At 62.8% G+C, this 16,846-nt stretch carries 17 protein-coding genes; 11 read left to right on the top strand and 6 right to left on the bottom strand.

Annotation, left to right across the window (positions count from 1 at the left end):
- Window positions 1-13: 13 nt before the first annotated feature.
- Window positions 14-433 carry a hypothetical protein gene (locus J2R80_RS34460; protein WP_057017141.1) on the bottom strand — a complete coding sequence of 140 codons (420 nt, stop codon included), beginning with the start codon at window positions 431-433 and terminating at the stop codon, window positions 14-16.
- A gap of 404 nt (window positions 434-837) precedes the next feature.
- Here J2R80_RS34460 and J2R80_RS34455 point away from each other — a divergent pair, with 404 nt between their 5' ends.
- A complete protein-coding gene (locus J2R80_RS34455; RefSeq protein ID WP_076826310.1) occupies window positions 838-1,917 on the top strand; it encodes an AI-2E family transporter in 1,080 nt (359 codons plus the stop codon).
- The gene (locus J2R80_RS34450; protein ID WP_038374727.1) at window positions 1,917-2,354 is read left to right on the top strand and encodes a potassium channel family protein; all 438 of its coding nucleotides are present in this window, start codon (window positions 1,917-1,919) and stop codon (window positions 2,352-2,354) included. Before J2R80_RS34455 ends, J2R80_RS34450 begins: the two co-directional genes overlap by 1 nt.
- Before the next feature lie 6 nt (window positions 2,355-2,360).
- Here J2R80_RS34450 and J2R80_RS34445 read toward each other — a convergent pair whose 3' ends face one another.
- Window positions 2,361-3,029, bottom strand: coding sequence for a helix-turn-helix domain-containing protein (locus tag J2R80_RS34445; protein ID WP_057017143.1), 669 nt, complete (start codon window positions 3,027-3,029; stop codon window positions 2,361-2,363).
- 332 nt (window positions 3,030-3,361) lie between these two features.
- Between J2R80_RS34445 and J2R80_RS34440 the strand changes: the two genes are divergently transcribed.
- From J2R80_RS34440 to J2R80_RS34430, 3 genes are all read left to right on the top strand, one after another.
- Window positions 3,362-5,125 (top strand): ABC transporter substrate binding protein, encoded by a 1,764-nt coding sequence (locus J2R80_RS34440; protein ID WP_253640142.1) that lies wholly within the window; start codon window positions 3,362-3,364, stop codon window positions 5,123-5,125.
- A 118-nt stretch (window positions 5,126-5,243) separates the two neighbouring features.
- Window positions 5,244-5,876 (top strand): response regulator transcription factor, encoded by a 633-nt coding sequence (locus J2R80_RS34435; RefSeq protein ID WP_253640141.1) that lies wholly within the window; start codon window positions 5,244-5,246, stop codon window positions 5,874-5,876.
- Window positions 5,877-6,045: 169 nt separating this feature from the next.
- Entirely contained in the window at window positions 6,046-6,420 is a 375-nt protein-coding gene (locus J2R80_RS34430; RefSeq protein WP_057017145.1) for a response regulator transcription factor, read from the top strand.
- A 16-nt stretch (window positions 6,421-6,436) separates the two neighbouring features.
- On the opposite strand, the gene J2R80_RS34425 is transcribed toward J2R80_RS34430, so the two are convergent.
- Window positions 6,437-7,018, bottom strand: coding sequence for an invasion associated locus B family protein (locus tag J2R80_RS34425; RefSeq protein ID WP_253640140.1), 582 nt, complete (start codon window positions 7,016-7,018; stop codon window positions 6,437-6,439).
- A gap of 27 nt (window positions 7,019-7,045) precedes the next feature.
- Complete coding sequence (locus J2R80_RS34420) at window positions 7,046-7,933, bottom strand: S9 family peptidase (RefSeq protein WP_076826319.1); 888 nt, start codon at window positions 7,931-7,933, stop codon at window positions 7,046-7,048.
- Between the two features lie 163 nt (window positions 7,934-8,096).
- Here J2R80_RS34420 and J2R80_RS34415 point away from each other — a divergent pair, with 163 nt between their 5' ends.
- The 3 genes from J2R80_RS34415 (at window position 8,097) to J2R80_RS34405 (ending at window position 13,253) form a co-directional block, all read left to right on the top strand.
- Window positions 8,097-9,791 (top strand): SulP family inorganic anion transporter, encoded by a 1,695-nt coding sequence (locus tag J2R80_RS34415; protein WP_253640139.1) that lies wholly within the window; start codon window positions 8,097-8,099, stop codon window positions 9,789-9,791.
- A gap of 185 nt (window positions 9,792-9,976) precedes the next feature.
- Complete coding sequence (locus J2R80_RS34410) at window positions 9,977-12,727, top strand: decarboxylase (RefSeq protein WP_253640138.1); 2,751 nt, start codon at window positions 9,977-9,979, stop codon at window positions 12,725-12,727.
- A gap of 91 nt (window positions 12,728-12,818) precedes the next feature.
- A complete protein-coding gene (locus tag J2R80_RS34405) occupies window positions 12,819-13,253 on the top strand; it encodes a hypothetical protein (RefSeq protein ID WP_057017289.1) in 435 nt (144 codons plus the stop codon).
- A 42-nt stretch (window positions 13,254-13,295) separates the two neighbouring features.
- Here J2R80_RS34405 and ppk2 read toward each other — a convergent pair whose 3' ends face one another.
- Together ppk2 and J2R80_RS34395 are read right to left on the bottom strand one after the other, a co-directional pair.
- A complete protein-coding gene (gene ppk2, locus J2R80_RS34400; RefSeq protein WP_057017150.1) occupies window positions 13,296-14,096 on the bottom strand; it encodes a polyphosphate kinase 2 in 801 nt (266 codons plus the stop codon).
- Window positions 14,097-14,118: 22 nt separating this feature from the next.
- The gene (locus J2R80_RS34395) at window positions 14,119-14,574 is read right to left on the bottom strand and encodes a hypothetical protein (RefSeq protein WP_057017151.1); all 456 of its coding nucleotides are present in this window, start codon (window positions 14,572-14,574) and stop codon (window positions 14,119-14,121) included.
- 155 nt (window positions 14,575-14,729) lie between these two features.
- On the opposite strand from J2R80_RS34395, the gene J2R80_RS34390 reads away from it, so the two are divergent.
- From J2R80_RS34390 to J2R80_RS34380, 3 genes are read left to right on the top strand one after another with little or no spacing between them, the layout of a single operon-like run.
- Entirely contained in the window at window positions 14,730-15,167 is a 438-nt protein-coding gene (locus J2R80_RS34390; RefSeq protein ID WP_194295332.1) for a hypothetical protein, read from the top strand.
- On the top strand, window positions 15,160-16,392 hold the full coding sequence (locus J2R80_RS34385; protein ID WP_141342518.1) for an HlyD family secretion protein: 1,233 nt from the start codon (window positions 15,160-15,162) through the stop codon (window positions 16,390-16,392). The genes J2R80_RS34390 and J2R80_RS34385 overlap by 8 nt, the downstream gene beginning before the upstream one ends.
- 24 nt (window positions 16,393-16,416) lie before the next feature.
- Window positions 16,417-16,830, top strand: coding sequence for a hypothetical protein (locus J2R80_RS34380; protein ID WP_244558740.1), 414 nt, complete (start codon window positions 16,417-16,419; stop codon window positions 16,828-16,830).
- Window positions 16,831-16,846 lie beyond the last annotated feature (16 nt).

Here is a 16,846-nt window from a genome sequence, read left to right as displayed (position 1 = left end):
CGTAAAGCCGGCACTACCATCCGTCATAGTAGCGTGGCCGAGCGTAATAGCCGTAGCCTCCGCCCGGCGGGCAATAGTCGTAGCCATAGCCGCCGCCATAGCCGTATCCACCGCCATAGTAGGGATACCCGCCATAGTAGGCCGAGCTTGCGATGGCTCCGCCAACGATCGCACCGGCGGCTGCAGCGCCCCAGCCTCGATAGCCCCATCCACGATAGCCTCCCCAGCCGCCGGTGCCGCGCCAACCGCGATAGCCCCAGCCGCCGCCGCGCCAGCCGCCCCAGCCGCCCCAGCGCACCTGAAGGGCGGTGTTGCTCTCGACCATGCCCTTCATGGCCGCGACGTTGGTCGGCAACGGGGCCGCCTGGCTCGCGCCAATGCCGACCATGCTCGCAAGCAGGATCAAGGCCGGCAGGGTCTTGGTGTTCTTCATGACGTCCTCCACATCGGGGTGACACAGGCAGTCGCGACCGAAAGGCAGCCAAATCGAGAGCGGCTTTCCGATCCATGAGGACGCCGAGCCTGTCAGCCGCGGCCGGCCCGAAGCTTGATTTGAATCAAAGTGGCAAGAGGGCGGTGCGGACGATTGATCCTGCGCCTGGGACAATTGCCGCGGATAGGCAGGACGCCGCCTGATGGGGCGCGATCGCGCTCGTGATCCCGAGCGCGAATGCATCCCGGCGAAGTCGGAGCGGCCCCCGATTCCTGCCCCCGAACCGGGCCGCTTCCTCGGTGAAAGTCCGGACGCGTCACGCTTGATCTGAATCAAGCCGTGCGCAGCAAGGCGATGGCATCGCTTCCCGCGTAGCTGCTGATGCTCGATTCGAAAGCACGCTCTTGAAAACCCTTCGCCAGCTCGTGACCGGAGACGAGTTCGTCCAGCTCGCAATTCGCCTCGGATTGCTGGCACTGTTGATCTACTGGTCGTTCGTTCTGGTCAGCCCGTTCGTGCCGATCCTGGCCTGGAGCGTCGTGCTCGCGGTCGCGCTCTATCCCGTCTTCACCTGGCTCGCAGCAATGCTCGGCGGCCATACCGGCGTCGCGGCGCTCGTGCTGACCTTGATCTCTCTGGGAGTCGTCATCGGGCCGGCGACCTGGCTCGGAATTGGAGCGGTAGAGGGGGTGAGGGAGCTCGCCGAACAACTCGGCGCCGGCCACGTTGTCGTGCCGTCGCCGCCGCCCGAGATCAAGGATTGGCCGCTGATCGGCGGCCCACTCCATGAGATCTGGGATCGGGCGTCGACCAATCTGCGTGCCGTGCTGCGCGAGGTCGTGCCGCAACTGAAGCCGTTGGCCGGGACCCTGTTTGCATTTGCCAGCGATGCCGGGATCGGGATGCTGAAGTTTCTGCTGGCGGTCGTCGTGGCAGGGTTTCTGTTTCCCTATGGCTTGCAGCTTGCGGCGGCGTGCCGGAGCTTCCTGTCCCGCATCGTGCCGGAGCAGAGCGAGCACTTCCTCGACCTTGCAGGTGCGACCATCCGGGCGGTTTCCCGCGGCGTCATCGGCGTCGCCGTCCTGCAATCGCTGCTGGCCGGCATTGGCTTCAAGCTGGCGGGGATCCCGAGCGCGGGGCTGCTGGCGTTTGTCGTGATGCTGCTCGCGATCGTGCAGATCGGGGCGGCAATTGTGCTGTTTCCGGTCATCATCTGGCTATGGTCGGCCAAGGATTTCACGACCGCACTCGCCCTCACGTTCTTCTTCCTGGTCGTCGGCGTCCTCGACAATGTGCTGAAGCCGCTGGTGATGGGGCGGGGCCTGACCACGCCGGCGCTCGTCATCTTTGTCGGCGTGATCGGCGGCACGCTTGCCCACGGCATCGTGGGCCTGTTCATCGGTCCAATCATTCTCGCGGTCGCCTGGGAATTGCTCACGGCATGGATCCGGGACGACCGCGCCCGGCTGGCGGGAGAGCGATAATGCTGTTTCAGCTCCTCGTGGGATCGGCGGTGAGCGCGATCAATATCGCGATCCATTCGCTGTGGACCGTCGCGGCGATCGGGTTGCTTCGCAACGTTGCCTTGAGCGCGGCCGGCCGGGCGGGGCTACAGCTCAGCGGCGTGATGGTCGCAACCGCGCTTGCGCTGATGCTGGCTCACACGCTCGAGATCGTGGTGTGGAGCCTGGCCTATTGGGTGCTCGGCGCCGCGCCCGCCGGCAGCAATCTGCTGTATTTCGCCTTTGTGAACTACACCACGCTCGGCTATGGCGACGTCATCCCGGTCAAGCAGTGGCTGTTGATCGGACCGATGGCGGCCATGAACGGCATTCTCATGTTCGGGTGGTCGACCGCGGTCTTGTTCGAGGTGTTGCAAAAGACCATCGAGCGCCAGGCGGCGCTGACGAAATCTCCCTGACGTCGGCTAGTTGTCCAGCCTGGACAGCTGGTCGCGGTCGACCAGCATGATCTCGCGCTGGTTCGAGCCAAGGAAGTTGAGCGCGCCATAGGCGTGCAGCTTGGATAGCGCACGTGACACGGTTTCGAGCGTCAGTCCGAGATAGTCGGCAATATCACGCCGGCACATCGGCAAGGCGACGACGCCGACTCCGGTCAGCCGGCGATCCATTTCGAGCAGAAAAGCCGCAACCCGCTCCAATGCGGTCTTGCGGCCGAGTAGCAGCATGTGCTCCTCGGCATGCCGCAGGTTGCTGGTCGTCATGACCAGCAGGTTGCGAGCCAGGGCGAAATCGGAGTCGGCCACGCGTTCGAGGCTGATCCGCCTGATCAGGTGCACGTTCGTGTCGACGATGGCTTCCGCGGTAAAGCGATGGGTTTCGGCATTCTCGAGGCCGAAAATATCCCCGACGAGGTGAAAGGCACCGATCTGGCGGCGTCCGTCGGAAAGCAGCTTGTAGCTGCGGACCGCCCCCGAAACGACCTGGTAGACGTACTCTGCCGGCTCCTTCTCCCCGTAGATCTCGGTGCCTTTCCTGTAGTGGAATTCGCTGGTGATGCAGTTGGCGTGCCGGACGGTCAACCCACCGAGGATGCTCGGCACATTGGCCGGTCTGACATTGACGCGAGCGAACATGGACTAACTCTCTCGGGTAACGACTGGTGCAGCGTCCGCGGCGGCTCGAAATGCTTGTCCCGCGCGCAATGACTACGACGGAGTCCGGCCGGTCTCTATTGGTCTTGAGGTCATTGTCCTAAAGGACAGGGTGCGCGAAATGCGACAATTTGTTCGTAAATTGATGCGCACCGTCTTAGATCACTTTTCAATTTTCACGATGATAACCGGGTGCTAGCTTTCTAACTCGTTGGTCTCCGGCTCCGAACGCTATGGGCAAGGCAATTCGGCTCTCTGGCCTGGTCATCTTCCTGGCTGCGTTATTGGCGCCGGTCGGCCTCCAGGCGCAACAGATGCGCCCGCATTCCATGCTGGTGCTGGACCAATCCGATCGACGTGGCCCCTTCTACTACCAGGTGTTCGTTGGCCTGAGGGATGCGGTGAGCGCTCACGGGCACGCGCCGACCACCGTCTACACCGAAAGCCTCGATCTCAATCGCTTCGGCGGCGAGGCCTATCAGGAGGATTTCCGGCGATTCCTCGAGGCGAAATATCGCGATCGGCCGATCGGCGTGGTGGTCACCATTGGCGCGGCTGCGCTTGAGCTTGCGCTCCGCTGGCGCCCTCAGCTCTGGCCCGACACGCCGATCGTGTTTTCGCTGGTCGAAGAGGCTGATTTCAAGCGATTGCAGCCGCCGGCCCATGTTACCGGCGGCATCGTGAACTTGAAACTCAAGGATGCCGTCACGGCTGCCCGCGCCGTGTTGCCGGGCCTCAAGACCGTCGTGCTGGTTGGCGCGGACTGGGACCGGCAAGTTCTGTTTCGCAATTGGAAAGACCAGGCAGCGGCCGGCATTCCGGGCCTCGACATCATCGAGATCATCGGACGTCCGATGCCCGAGATCGTTGAGCGGGTCGCGGCGCTCCCCGATCATAGCGCGATCATCTACACGGGCCTCTATAGCGACGGCAAAGGCAACTATTATCCGCCGTCGGATGCCCTCACATTTGTCGCGGCAAGAGCCAATCGTCCGATTGTCGTCGCCGCGGAGACCTTCCTCGGGGCGGGCGGCATCGGCGGATTCGTCATAGTTCCGTCGCTGATCGGTGCCGAGGCTGCGGGAAGGGCGCTGCGCATTCTGGATGGCGAGGCGCCCGAAGGCCTGCCACCGTCGGTCATCGATGCGGTGAAGCCGATCTTCAACTGGCGGCAGATGCAGCATTGGGACGTCAGCGAAGCCAGTCTGCCAAAAGGTAGCGAAATTCGCTTCCGTGAGCCATCCTTCCTGGAAAAATATCGTTGGCGGGCCGTTGCGCTGGCAGTGGCGCTGCTGGTTCAAACCGCGCTGATTGCGTTCCTGCTCCACGAGCGTCACATGCGGCGCAGTGCCGAGGTCGAAGCCCGCAGTCGCCTGTCCGAGCTCGCCCATATCAATCGGCAGGCGACTGCCGGAGAACTCTCGTCCTCGATCGCCCATGAGCTCAACCAGCCGCTGGGCTCGATCCTGACCAATGCCGAGAGCGCGGAGCTGATCCTCGCTTCGCCGACGCCCGACCTTCAGGAGGTGCGGGAAATCATTTCGGACATCAAGCGCGATGACCTGCGTGCAAGCGAGGTGATCCGCAGGATGCGCAGCCTGCTCAAGCGTGCGCCATTTGAGAAGAAGGAGATCGACCTCAACCAGACCATGCGGGAAGCATTTGATTTCCTCAAGCTGCAGGCCTCGGCGCGCAACGTCGCAATCTATCTGCAGACCTCACCGCAGACTCTGCGGGTGAAGGGCGATCCGGTGCAGTTGCAGCAGGTCATTCTCAACCTCGTGGTCAATAGCATGGACGCGATGGCCAAAATGCCCTACGGGCGCACCATCATCGGTCGTACGGAGGTCAATGGGGACGCATCGGCGGTGATTTCCATCAGCGATTCCGGGCCGGGAATTCCGCAGGACAGGCTGAACGATATCTTCGATCCGTTTTTCACCACAAAGGAGCAGGGCATGGGCATCGGCCTGTCCATCGCACGGACGATCGTTCTGGCGCATAGCGGCAAGCTCTGGGCCGAGAATCAGTCCGGAGGAGGGGCGGTATTCCACCTTTCGCTGCCGCTGGCCGCGTAGCGCGTTTGGGTCTTGTTTGCCGGAGTGCAAGGTTCGATTTACGACGAACGCAGCATTTTCAGATCGCCGCTGATGGACATTCTACAGGTAACGGCGATCACCCGGCGATGGAGCAGCAATGCACGCTTACGTGCACATAGTCGACGACGACGCCTCGTTTCGCGCAGCGCTGGAGCGTCGGCTCAAGCTCGCAGGCTATCGCGTCGTCACCTACGCGTCGGCCCGGGAATTGCTCGACCAATTGCCTGACGACGAAGGGACCGGCTGTATTCTGCTGGACGTTCGCATTCCCGGAATGAGTGGTCCGGAGTTGCAGCGTCGTCTCAACGAGCTGGGGTCGACGCTCCCGATCGTATTCCTGACCGGACATGCCGACACGGCGACCACCGTCCAGGCGATCAAGGCAGGTGCCGAAGATTTTTTGACCAAGCCGATCGCGTCGGAACAGTTGATCGAGGCGATCAATCGCGCCCTTGCGCGGCACGAACTGGCCCGCGGCCGGCGAACCAGGCTCGATTCGCTGCGCGCGCTGCTGGCGAAGTTGACCCCGCGCGAGCGGCAGGTGTTCGATCTGATTGTGTGCGGCCGGATCAACAAGCAGATTGCCCACGAGCTTGGCACGACCGAACGCACGATCAAGGCGCATCGTCACCAGGTCATGGAGAAGATGCAGGTGCAGTCGCTTGCCGAACTGGTTTCGATCGCCGAGCAGCTCGGCACGCGCGCGTCCGGTGGCGAGGTCAAGGCTTGATCGGCCGGGCAGCTCTGCCCCTCCTGTCCCATGGTACAATATGAAAGCTCTGTGACGCGGCGTATCTCCGATATTGGCCGCGGGAATATTGCGCGCCGGTAGCCGCTTGACGTGTCCATTATCCATGCGTGGGCGAAGGTCATTCAGCGATAGGGTGAGGCTTCAGGATTTGCCGACCGCGAAACTCGTTTTCGTTGTGGATGATAATCCTTCCATGCTTCGTGGAATCGGACGTCTGCTGCGGGCGTGCGGATTTGCATCCAGGCTATTCGAGACCGGCGGTGCGTTACTGAGACATGGCAGCTTTGACAGCGCGGTCTGTCTGATACTGGACATCAATCTCAGCGATGGGTCCGGGATCGAACTGCGGCACCGCCTGGCGGATCAGGGCATCGAGATCCCCGTCATCTACATCACCGGGAATGACAATCCGGCGACGCGCATGGCGGCAACGGCATCGGGATGCGTTGCCTATCTGACCAAGCCATTCACCGCCAATTCGCTGATCCAGCCGATTGAACGGCTGTTGGCCGGCGTGGTCTAGCGGCTGCCGGTCTCAATCATTCATCGATCACTTGATCGAGCGTCAGCGCGGGCGCGCCCTTGCGCACGCTTGCAAAGCGGTCGAGCGGCACCAATGTCGTCATCGTCAAAATGCTGGTGTCGACGACCTCGATCGAGAGCGTCTTTCCGCCATCCATGTCCTCGAGAAGCTTGGGATCGGCGACATCGGCCGCGATGCACATGTTGGTCGCGCACCAGGTGTAGGGCAACCGATGAACCGCCTGCTGGTCGACCGATAGCTTGACGCCGGCTTGCAGATACATCCCGACCGGCAGGAATAGCTGGACGCGGCTGCTGCCGTCCTCTCGCTCGATCAGATCGAGGCGAACGGCCGTCTGCCCGGTGGGGAAGGTGCCGGTGATCGTCGTCCGGCATAGTGTCTTGGCGCCGGCGGCGTTGAAGCAGACCTTTCGCCACTCGCCATACTTGATGTCCCGCACCGGCTGACGTGCCCCCCGCGGGGCCACCTCGCCACCGTCCTTCGTTGCAGCCGGTGGTGAGGGCGTCTGTTGAGCGTGGGCAGCACTGATGCAGGCCGCAAACAGCATCAACTTGGCCAAGGCACCATATCGGACCATGGATGTTCCTCCAGCGGGAACGGCCGCCTAGCGAACCTTGTCGAGAAATCGTTCGACCAAAGGCGACCACGTGGGAATGGAATCGGGAGAGCCGATCAGGAAATGCCCTTCGTCACCGAACGGCGGCAAAAGATGGTACTCGGCACGACCGCCGGCGCGCGTGAAGGCTTCGTGCATTCGCTTCGACAGGGCCGGGCCGAAGAATGTGTCGTTCTCGATATAGAACCACAGCATCGGCACCCGCGACGTATGGCCGAACATGCCGGTGGCCTCGACCAGTCTGTCGGGGCCGCAATTGTTGTTGGGTTTGCCGTCGACACGGCCGCCGCGGCCTGCCGCGAAGGTGATGATGGCCTTGACTTGCGGCGGGTTGAGGCTCGAAAGCGCGATCGCAGCCCAGCCGCCGGCCGACTGTCCGACGACGATGACGTCCTTCGGCAAGGTGCGCTTTTCGGCGGCCATGTAATCAATGATCCAGAGATCGACCTGCGCGACGGCCAGGCCCGCATCGAGGAAATTCGGATTGGTGCATTTGCCGATCTTGGAGAAGAACGGGCCATAAAGACCGCGTTCGGGAATATCGATGGCCGCCGCGCCATAGCCGGTCCCGACCGGTGCCACCACGAGATAGCCGCGCCGTGCGAACCACATTGCGGCATCGCGAAATTCGACCAGCGGGAAGAAGCTGCGATCCCTGGCATTCAGTGACACGCCGTGGTTCATGATGACCAGTGGGAAAGGGCCATCGCCGAGCGGACGGACCAGATAAGCGAACATCGGCAGCGGGGTAGGCAGCGCCCAGATCTCTTCCTGGATGCGCTGGGACGTGTCTTGGTCCTCCGCGCGCGCCGGAGCGATCAGGCCAAGCAACAGCAGCGCTGCGGTTGCGAGGGTCCGTAAGCGGTGCTGACGCATGCCATGCGCTCCGGCAGTCATCTGGCAAATCTGCAGGTCACGACGATCGAGCCGCGCAAGATCAGAAGCACATTTGAGCACTTCGAGGCTTGATCTGAATCAACGCGCATCGGGCCCGCCGGCGCAACCACATGCGACCATTGTTCGTCATACGGCGGGCTTGATGTCGATCCAGGCAGAGACGAGTTGGATGCGCTGGTTTCCGCCGGCGAACTGGCTCGCCGACTACCGGGCATCCGGGCTCGGGGCGGACGCAATCGCCGGGGTCACGCTGGCAGCCTACGCGATCCCGGTGTCGCTGGCCTATGCGGGGCTCGCGGGTCTGCCGCCGCAGATCGGCGTCTATGGCTATCTGCTCGGCGGCGTGGGCTACGCCCTGCTGGGCTCGTCCCGGCAGCTCGCGGTCGGACCCACGTCGGCGATCTCGCTGATGATCGCCGGCGCTGTCGGCATATTGGCCGGCGGCGACGCCACCCGTTACGGGCAGATTGCCAGCCTCGTGGCTTTCAGCGTTGCTGTGCTCTGCCTGATTGCCTGGCTGTTCAAGCTCAGCCTGCTGGTGCGGCTGATCAGCGACAGTATTCTGGTGGGCTTCAAGGCCGGAGCGGGGCTCACCATCATCATGAGCCAGCTGCCCAGCCTGTTCGGCGTCGCTGGAGGCGGCCACAACTTCTTCGACCGCGTGATCAAGCTTGCCGGCCAGCTCGGTGATACCAGGCCGCTGGTGCTCGGCGTCGGCCTGACTGCGACGGTGCTGCTCCTGCTCGGCGAGAAGAGACTGCCCGGAAAACCCATTGGGCTGGCAGTGGTCGCGCTGTCCATCCTCGCGGCCACTGCATTCGGGCTCGCAGAATTGGGACTGCCGGTGACCGGTCCGATCCCGACCGGGTTGCCGACGATGTCGTTACCGACATTTGGTCTGCTCGAATTTGACGATCTCTTTCCGATCGCTGCCGGATGCCTCGTGCTGGCCTATGTGGAAGGGGTGTCTGCCGCGCGCAGCTTTGCGGCAAAGCATGGCTACCCGCTGGATGTCAGACAGGAGTTTCTGGGACTCGGCGCGGCCAATCTCGCCGCGGCCTTCGGGCATGGTTATCCCGTCGCCGGCGGGTTGTCGCAGTCGGCCGTGAATGACGCTGCCGGCGCACGCACGCCGCTGGCGCTGGTGTTCTGTTCGGCAACCCTCGCGCTCTGCCTGCTGTTCTTCACGGGCCTCCTGACCAATCTGCCGAAGACCGTGCTCGCTGCGATCGTTTTCTCAGCGGTCTACAAACTGGTCGATATTGCGGCGCTCGCCAGAATGTGGCGGATCAGCCGGATCGATTTCTATGCCGCCATCATCGCGCTGGTGTCCGTCCTGTTCCTCGGGATATTGCAGGGCGTGCTGCTGGCGGCCGTCGCTTCGATCTTCCTGCTGCTGTTGCGGGCGTCGCAACCCAATATCGCGTTTCTGGGCCGTCAAGCCGGCAGCGGGCGCTATTCCGACCGGGCGCGACACGATGATGTCGAGCCCTTGACCGGGATCATCGCGTTCCGCCCGGAAACCTCGCTGCTTTATGTCAATGCCGAGACGATCTTCGAAACGGTGCTGGCGGCGCTTCGGATGTCGCCCGACGTCAAGCTGGTGGCCTGTGACCTGTCGGCCTCGCCGTTCATCGACCTTGCGGGCTCGCGCATGCTGCACGACCTTCACCAGGAGCTCGCATCGCGCCAGATCACATTCTGCATCGTGGGCGCGCACGCGCAGTTGCGGGATCTGCTTCGGGCGGATGGTCTTGCCGACAAGACCGACAGCGGCGACTGGATGCGTACGCTCGACAGCGTATTGAGCAACAGGAAGCCGCAGGCAAGCATCTAGCGTGCGCGGCCGCACGGACTGCCGCGACATTCCAGCCTTGTTGCGTCGCAAGACGTCGCGACCATGCGCGCTTGGGGAGCTGTCTCAATCCAGCTTGCAGCTTGACTTGGATCAAAGGGCGCAACGGGCCCGGTTTGTACGATTGGACAGAACCAGCGCTGAGATCACGAGATCGGGAGACACTCATGGCCAACGACGCGAAGCCGGCACAGCAGCGCATCGATCAGTTCTTCTCTGGGCCCGGCGGACGAGCCGACAATTGGCGCGATCTGGTCGAGGCCGCGAAGGTGTGGAGCAGGGGCGGCAACCGTGCGGCGTACGACGCGGCGCTGTCCGCGCTTGCGGTGACGGAGGAGTTTCACGGCTATCCGGGCCTTCGTTTGATGGCGGCGCTGAAGGAAGCTGCGGCGGCGGGCGACGCCGCCACCTCGCATATGCTTGCGACGCGGATTGCGCAGGCGCTTCAGACAAAATCCTTCCGCCAGCATGCAGGTGACTGGAGCACGCAGGACGAGGGCAATGGCGACGTTCCCGATCTGCTTCCGCCAACTCTGGGGCAATCGGCGGTGCGCCGTCCTTACTTCGAGACCCTGATCGTGACCGGGGTGCCGGCCAGCAACTGGCCCGGGCTCCTGGCGGAATGGCGCAAGCTGCGGCGTCCGGTCGACGCCTTCATCTATGAGCCCGTGGTCGTGGGCAACCTCGAGGACGCCTTCTGTGCGGCCATGCTGAACCCCAATATTGCGGCGGTGGTGATCAATGAAGGCTTCGGGCTGCGCTCGCGCCACGATGCGCCGGTGCTTCGTGCCATGACCGGCGCCATGGGGCTCAGCGAGGAGTCCGATGCGTCCGCGCTCCGGTTGGCCCATATCCTGAAGCGGGTGCGTCCCGAGCTTGACCTCTACCTGATGTCCAACCGCGACGTCGAGGAGTTGGCCGGCAATCCCGAAGCCGATGTGGTGCGCCGCGTGTTCTACTCGGTCGAGGATATCCTCGAATTGCACCTTTCAATTCTGGAGGGCGTGCAGGATCGCTTCGACACGCCGTTCTTCGACAATTTGAAGAAATATGCGCAGCGGCCGATCGGCACCTTCCACGCGCTGCCGATCGCGCGCGGCAAGTCCGTGTTCAAGTCGGACTGGATCCGCGACATGGGCGAATTCTACGGGCTAAACCTGTTCCTTGCCGAGAGCAGCGCGACCACCGGCGGCCTCGACAGCATGCTGGAGCCGACCGGCAACATCAAGAAGGCACAGGAGAAGGCCGCGCGCGCGCTCGGCGCCGACCGCGTGTACTTCGTGACCAACGGCACCTCGACATCCAACAAGATGGCGGTGCAGGCGCTGCTGGGTCCCGGCGACATCGCAATCGTCGACCGCAATTGCCACAAGTCGCACCACTACGGCATGGTGCTGGCCGGCGCGCAGCCGCTCTACGTCGAGGCATTCCCGATGACGGAATACTCGATGTATGGCGCGGTGCCGTTGCAGACGATCAAGCAGGCGCTTCTGAACGCGAAGGCGGATGGCCGGCTCGACCGGGTCAAGCTGATCGACCTGACCAATTGCACCTTCGACGGCCACATCTACAACACGCGGCGGGTGATGGAGGAATGCCTCGCGATCAAGCCTGACCTGATCTTCCTCTGGGACGAGGCCTGGTTCGGCTTCGCGCGGTTTTCACCGTTCCTGAGGCGGCGAACCGCGATGGGCGCGGCGAATGAGATCGAAGCCTGGATGCGCGATCCCAGGTCGGTCGCCGCCTATGAGAAACAGCAGGCCGAGCTCGGCAAGAATCCGTCCGACGAGGTTCTGCTCAAGACCAGGCTGATCCCCGATCCGCGCCAGATCCGGCTGCGCGTCTACCAGACCAACTCGACGCACAAGTCGATGTCGGCGATCCGCCAGGGCTCGATGCTGGCGGTCAAGGACATCGAATTCCACACCGTCGAAGCGCAGTTCAAGGAGGCCGTATTCACGCACGCCTCAACCAGCCCGAACCAGCAGCTGATCGCCAGCCTCGACGTCTCGCGCCGGCAGATGGAACTCGAGGGCTATGGACTGGTGGCCAATGCCATGGAGATCGCGTTCGCCATCCGCAACGCGGTCAACACCAATCCGTTGATTTCGAGATATTTCCGCGTCCTCGGCGCGGATGCCATGGTGCCGAAGCAATACCGCGAGAGCGGATTCACCGACTATCTGGCGGCCGGGACCAACTGGGCTAGCGCCCTGAAGAGCCTGAACGACGACGAGTTCTGCCTCGATCCGACCCGCATGACGCTGGTCTGCGGCACCGCCGGGTACGACGGAACGTCGTTCAAGGGGCTGCTCGCCAGCCGCTACAACATCCAGGTCAACAAGACCTCGCGCAACTCGGTCCTGATCCAGTCCAACATCAACAATACGCGGAGCGACGTCGCGCATCTCGTCCGGGTGCTGGCCGAAATCTCCGGTGAAATCGATCGCGGCCTGACCAAGGGCGGCGCGAACGCCAGGGTCGACTTCGACATGCGGGTCAACAGCCTGATGAAGGATGTCCCCGACTTGCCGAACTTCTCGCATTTCCACGACGCCTATCGCGGCGATGCCGGCGCGAAGACGAATGAAGGCGACATCCGCGGCGGATTCTATTCGGCCTATGACGCGGCAGGATGCGAATATATTCGCCTGCACGATCCCGAGATCGACAGGCGTCTGAAGAACGGGCCCGCTCTCGTCTCCGCCAACTTCGTGATTCCCTATCCGCCGGGCTTCCCGATCATGGTCCCTGGCCAGGTCATCACGCAGGAGACCATCGATTTCATGCGCAGGCTGGATGTGAAGGAGATCCATGGCTACGACGCGGCCGAGGGCTTGAAGCTGGTGACGACCGAGGCATTGGGCAGGATGGGCAAGCCGCGAGCGGCCGCGCCGAAGTTCAAGGCTGCATCATAGACGAAGGAGATTCCGCAAGGCATCTTCGCATTCTTGCGGCGATGAGTCTTGCGCAACGAGGCGTAACGCAACCGGTTCCTGGAGGGACATGATGAGGAAAGTGAGTTTGATCGGAGCTCTCGCAATGCTGGCCATTGGATTGGCCGGCTTCAGCACGCCGTCGCTGGCTGAAACCGGCTCGGTCGCCGTCATCTTCACCAAGGGTGGATTCATCGTTGGTGTCGGAGGCGGCGAGGGCGTCTTGACGCTGCGCGGCAAGCACTATCCGTTCACGGTGTCGGGCATGAGCGTCGGCTTCACGATCGGCGCCTCGACCACCAAGCTGGTCGGGCGCGCCCTCAATCTCAGAGGGCCTGCCTCGATCGAAGGCTCCTACAGCGCGGCAGGCGCCGGTGGGGCGATCGCCGCGGGCGCCGGCGGCGTGCAGCTTCAGAACGCCAATGGCGTGATCCTGCAGCTCAGCGGCCCGAAGGTCGGCGCCGAAGTCTCGGCCGCCGTGGGCGGGGTTTCCATCCGCTTGAAGTAGGTCCAAGGGAGGCCGGCCGCGCGCCCTGCGCGGCCTGTCCTCTCAGTAGCGTTCCTCGACGAACTTCATTCCGCGCAGTCCGGCCTGATCGTTGTAGCGACCCTTGTTGGAGCGCTTGGGGAGCTTGACCTTGTCGCGCTTGACCCGTCCGTGAGGAATTGTCTTCAGCAGGAACGAGATGCAATTCAGCCGCGCCCGCCGCTTGTCGTCGGAACGGATGACGTTCCAGGGCGCGTGCTTCGAGCTCGTCGCCTTGAACATCAGGTCGCGCGCGCGGGAGTAATCATACCAGCGGCGATAGGATTCCGTGTCCATCGGGCTCAGCTTCCATTGCCGCATCGGATCGTCGATCCGCGCCCTGAAGCGGCGCTCCTGCTCCTCCATCCCGACCTCGAGCCACAGCTTGATCAGGATGATGCCGCCCTCGATGATGTATTGCTCCATCTGCGGGCAGAGGGAAAGGAATCGCTTGTGCTCCGCCGGCGTGCAGAACCCCATCACATATTCGACGCCCGCGCGATTGTACCAGCTGCGATCGAAGATCACGATCTCGCCGGCCGCCGGAAACTGCTGCATGTAGCGCTGGATGAAGAGCTGGGACTTCTCACGATCCGAGGGCGCGGGCAGGGCGACCACGCGAAACACGCGCGGGCTGACCTTCTCGGTCAGGGCCTTGATCGTTCCGCCCTTGCCGGCCGCATCGCGTCCCTCGAACAGGATGATGACCCTGAGCTTGTTCGCCTGTACCCAATCCTGGAGCTGGCAGAGCTGGGCCTGCAGCTTCTGCAGCTCTTCCTCATAGTCCTTGCGCTTCATCTTCTCGGTCGGCTTGTCTTTCGCCATGGATATCCGTCCATCGTTTCAACTAATCACCCCAGGCAATGACAATGCCGATGTCGCCGGGCATGCCGCCGGGGTAATCAACGATCTGATAGCGGATGCGGTAGCCGCGCGGCTGCAAGTAGTCGGCCCAGAGCTGGTATATTTCCTTAGGGATACCCGTCAGCGTCTTCTCCCAGCCGGCCTCCATCTGATTGATCGCTCGCCCCTTGTCGGAGCACAGCGAGTTTGGGAAGCGATAGACCTGGACCTCGCTCAAGCCATTGCGCACCGCCCGCTGAATCACCGTCGACGCCAGCTTGACCTTCTCGTCCTCGGTAAGCCCCGAGGGCTTGCTCAGCCGCTCGATCAACGCGCGCTTCTCGGCTTCGATAGCAGCCGCACGCTTGGCATGCTCCTCGGCCTTCTCCGCTTCCTTGAGCGCTGCCTGCTTCTGGATCTCGTGCGCCTTCGGGATCAGGTCATCGATCTTGTTTCGCATGGCTGGGGACTCCTAACCCGATCTTCCACCTTGCCCCCGGAACGGTAGGGATGAGCCGACCGGCTTCCTTGATCCAGATCAAGCAAGCGCGATAGGATCGTCAGCAGTGTCGATCAGGATTCGCCTGCGGTGTTATTGCGACCGGGAGACTTGGCTTGAGCGAACAGATGCATCCGGCGGCCCCCCATCATCTGCCGTTTTTCATTCCCGGCGCCGACGGGTCGGACACCCTGATGGTGGTGATGGGCATTTTCCTCGTAGCCACCGTCTTGTGGGTTGGCACTCTGTACTGGAAGCTGCACAGCCTGCCGGAGCGCATGGCGCACAAGAGCCAGAAACTTCAGTTTGAGATCGTCGCCGTTCTCGGCTTGATATCGCTTTTCACCCACATGCATATCTTCTGGGTCGCCGGCCTGTTGCTGGCACTCATCGACCTGCCGGATTTCGGCACGCCGATGCGCAGCATCGCAGATTCCGTCGAGCGCATAGCCGACGCCACGCCGGGCGCTGCCGAACCGGTAGCCGAATCCGGACCTGGCGGCGGTCCCGATGTCCGGACGCCCGCGAAGCAAGAGGTGCACAACCATGCTTGAGCTGATGATCTGCTCGCTGGTGACGATCCTGCCGGATTACCTCTACCGCCGCTATCGGCAAGGCAAGCGGTTCGGCAAGGAGATCACGTTCTTCTCTGTCTGGTATGAACTGAGATGGGGGATCACCGGCTGCCTGATGCTCACGATCTCGCTGATCACGATGATCTTCTACTTTCATCCCTCGACAACCTCGGCGGCGATCTACTTCAGGACCGTGCCGATCCTGCCCGAAGGCTCCGGACGTGTCGTCGAGGTCAATGTCGGCTTCACCGCGCCGGTGAAGAAGGGGGACGTTCTGTTCCGGCTCGACAGTTCGAAGCAGGAGGCCGCGCTCGAGACCGCCAAGCGAAAGATCGCCGAGGTGGATGCGTCGTTGATCGCGGCGCAGGCCGACGTCGTAAAGGCGGACGCGCAGATCGGGGAGGCGAAGGCCTCCTTGCAGCAGGCCAAGGACGAGCTGGAGGTGAAGAGCGAGTTGCAGCGCCGCAATCCCGGCATCGTGCCGCAACGTGACATCGAGAAGCTGCAGGTGCTGGTTGATCAGCGGCAGTCCGGCGTCGATGCCGCCAGCGCCGCCAGGGAGTCGGCGACGTTGCGCGTCTCGACGCTGTTGCCGGCCGAGAAGGCGAGCGCCGAGGCTGCGCGGGCGCAGGCGCAAGTGGATCTCGACAAGACCTTCGTCCGTGCCGGCGTCGATGGCCGCGTCGAGCAATTCCTCGTTCGCCCCGGGGACCTCGTCGCCCAGATCATGCGGCCGGCCGGAATCCTGATACCGGACGAAGCGGGCCGCAACAGGTTGCAGGCGGGATTCGGGCAGATCGAGGCCCAGGTGATGAAGCCCGGCATGGTCGCGGAAGCCACCTGCATGTCGAAACCCTGGGTGATCATTCCACTGGTCGTCACCAGCGTGCAGGATTTCATCGCCGCCGGCCAGTTTCGGGCCAGCGAGCTGTTGATCGACCCGCAGAATCTGCAACAGCCTGGTTCGATCCTCGTGTTCCTCGAGCCGCTCTACAAGGGCGGCCTTGACGGCGTGACGCCGGGCAGCACTTGCATCGTCAATGCCTACACCAGCAACCATGACGAGATTTCCGATCCGAAAACCGGGGCGTTGAAAGGCTTTGCCCTGCATGCCGTCGACGCGACTGGACTCGTTCATGCATTGCTGCTTCGGATTCAAGCTCTGCTGCTGCCGATCAAGACGCTGGTGTTAAGCGGTCACTGACGGGCGCGAACGGGGAGACACCATATGAAACCGGACTCTAAGTTTCGCGCAATCGTGGCGACGGGCATGATCTTCGGATTGCCGGGTTACGCGCAGGCTTTCGATCTCACGGGTGCCTGGGCCACGAGCGCCGAGCAATGCCGAAAGGTGTTCGCCCACAAGGGCAGGGCGAACCAGCTGACCTTCACGAACTTCTCAGGCGTCTATGGCGGCGGATTCATCGCCGAGCCCGATCGCCTCCGGAGCAAGTTCGAGAACTGTAAGATCAAATCGCGCAAGGACGACGGCCAGACCATCAACATCATCGTCGGTTGTGCGTCCGGAATCATGGTATCGAATGTGCAGTTCTTCCTTAAGGCGGTCGACGACGATACCATTACGCGCCAATTCCCGGGCATCGAGGGGATGGAGGTCAACTATCATCGTTGCAAGATCTAGAGGCATCTGCTCCCCG

Source organism: Bradyrhizobium sp. USDA 4541 (assembly GCF_024171085.1).
In the GTDB taxonomy this organism is placed as follows: Bacteria; Pseudomonadota; Alphaproteobacteria; order Rhizobiales; family Xanthobacteraceae; genus Bradyrhizobium; species Bradyrhizobium australafricanum.
Note: the sequence above shows the minus strand (reverse complement) of the source record. Positions and strands in the feature narration are given on the sequence as shown.

Bases quoted from the DNA above. Each gene is read 5' to 3' on its own strand.
- J2R80_RS34460 (WP_057017141.1), bottom strand. From the start codon at position 433: ATGAAGAACACCAAGACCCTGCCGGCCTTGATCCTGCTTGCGAGCATG.
- J2R80_RS34450 (WP_038374727.1), top strand. From the start codon at position 1,917: ATGCTGTTTCAGCTCCTCGTGGGATCGGCGGTGAGCGCGATCAATATC.
- J2R80_RS34445 (WP_057017143.1), bottom strand. From the start codon at position 3,029: ATGTTCGCTCGCGTCAATGTCAGACCGGCCAATGTGCCGAGCATCCTC.
- J2R80_RS34440 (WP_253640142.1), top strand. From the start codon at position 3,362: ATGCGCCCGCATTCCATGCTGGTGCTGGACCAATCCGATCGACGTGGC.
- J2R80_RS34435 (WP_253640141.1), top strand. From the start codon at position 5,244: ATGCACGCTTACGTGCACATAGTCGACGACGACGCCTCGTTTCGCGCA.
- J2R80_RS34425 (WP_253640140.1), bottom strand. From the start codon at position 7,018: ATGGTCCGATATGGTGCCTTGGCCAAGTTGATGCTGTTTGCGGCCTGC.
- J2R80_RS34420 (WP_076826319.1), bottom strand. From the start codon at position 7,933: ATGCGTCAGCACCGCTTACGGACCCTCGCAACCGCAGCGCTGCTGTTG.
- J2R80_RS34415 (WP_253640139.1), top strand. From the start codon at position 8,097: ATGTCGATCCAGGCAGAGACGAGTTGGATGCGCTGGTTTCCGCCGGCG.
- J2R80_RS34410 (WP_253640138.1), top strand. From the start codon at position 9,977: ATGGCCAACGACGCGAAGCCGGCACAGCAGCGCATCGATCAGTTCTTC.
- J2R80_RS34405 (WP_057017289.1), top strand. From the start codon at position 12,819: ATGAGGAAAGTGAGTTTGATCGGAGCTCTCGCAATGCTGGCCATTGGA.
- ppk2 (WP_057017150.1), bottom strand. From the start codon at position 14,096: ATGGCGAAAGACAAGCCGACCGAGAAGATGAAGCGCAAGGACTATGAG.
- J2R80_RS34395 (WP_057017151.1), bottom strand. From the start codon at position 14,574: ATGCGAAACAAGATCGATGACCTGATCCCGAAGGCGCACGAGATCCAG.
- J2R80_RS34385 (WP_141342518.1), top strand. From the start codon at position 15,160: ATGCTTGAGCTGATGATCTGCTCGCTGGTGACGATCCTGCCGGATTAC.
- J2R80_RS34380 (WP_244558740.1), top strand. From the start codon at position 16,417: ATGAAACCGGACTCTAAGTTTCGCGCAATCGTGGCGACGGGCATGATC.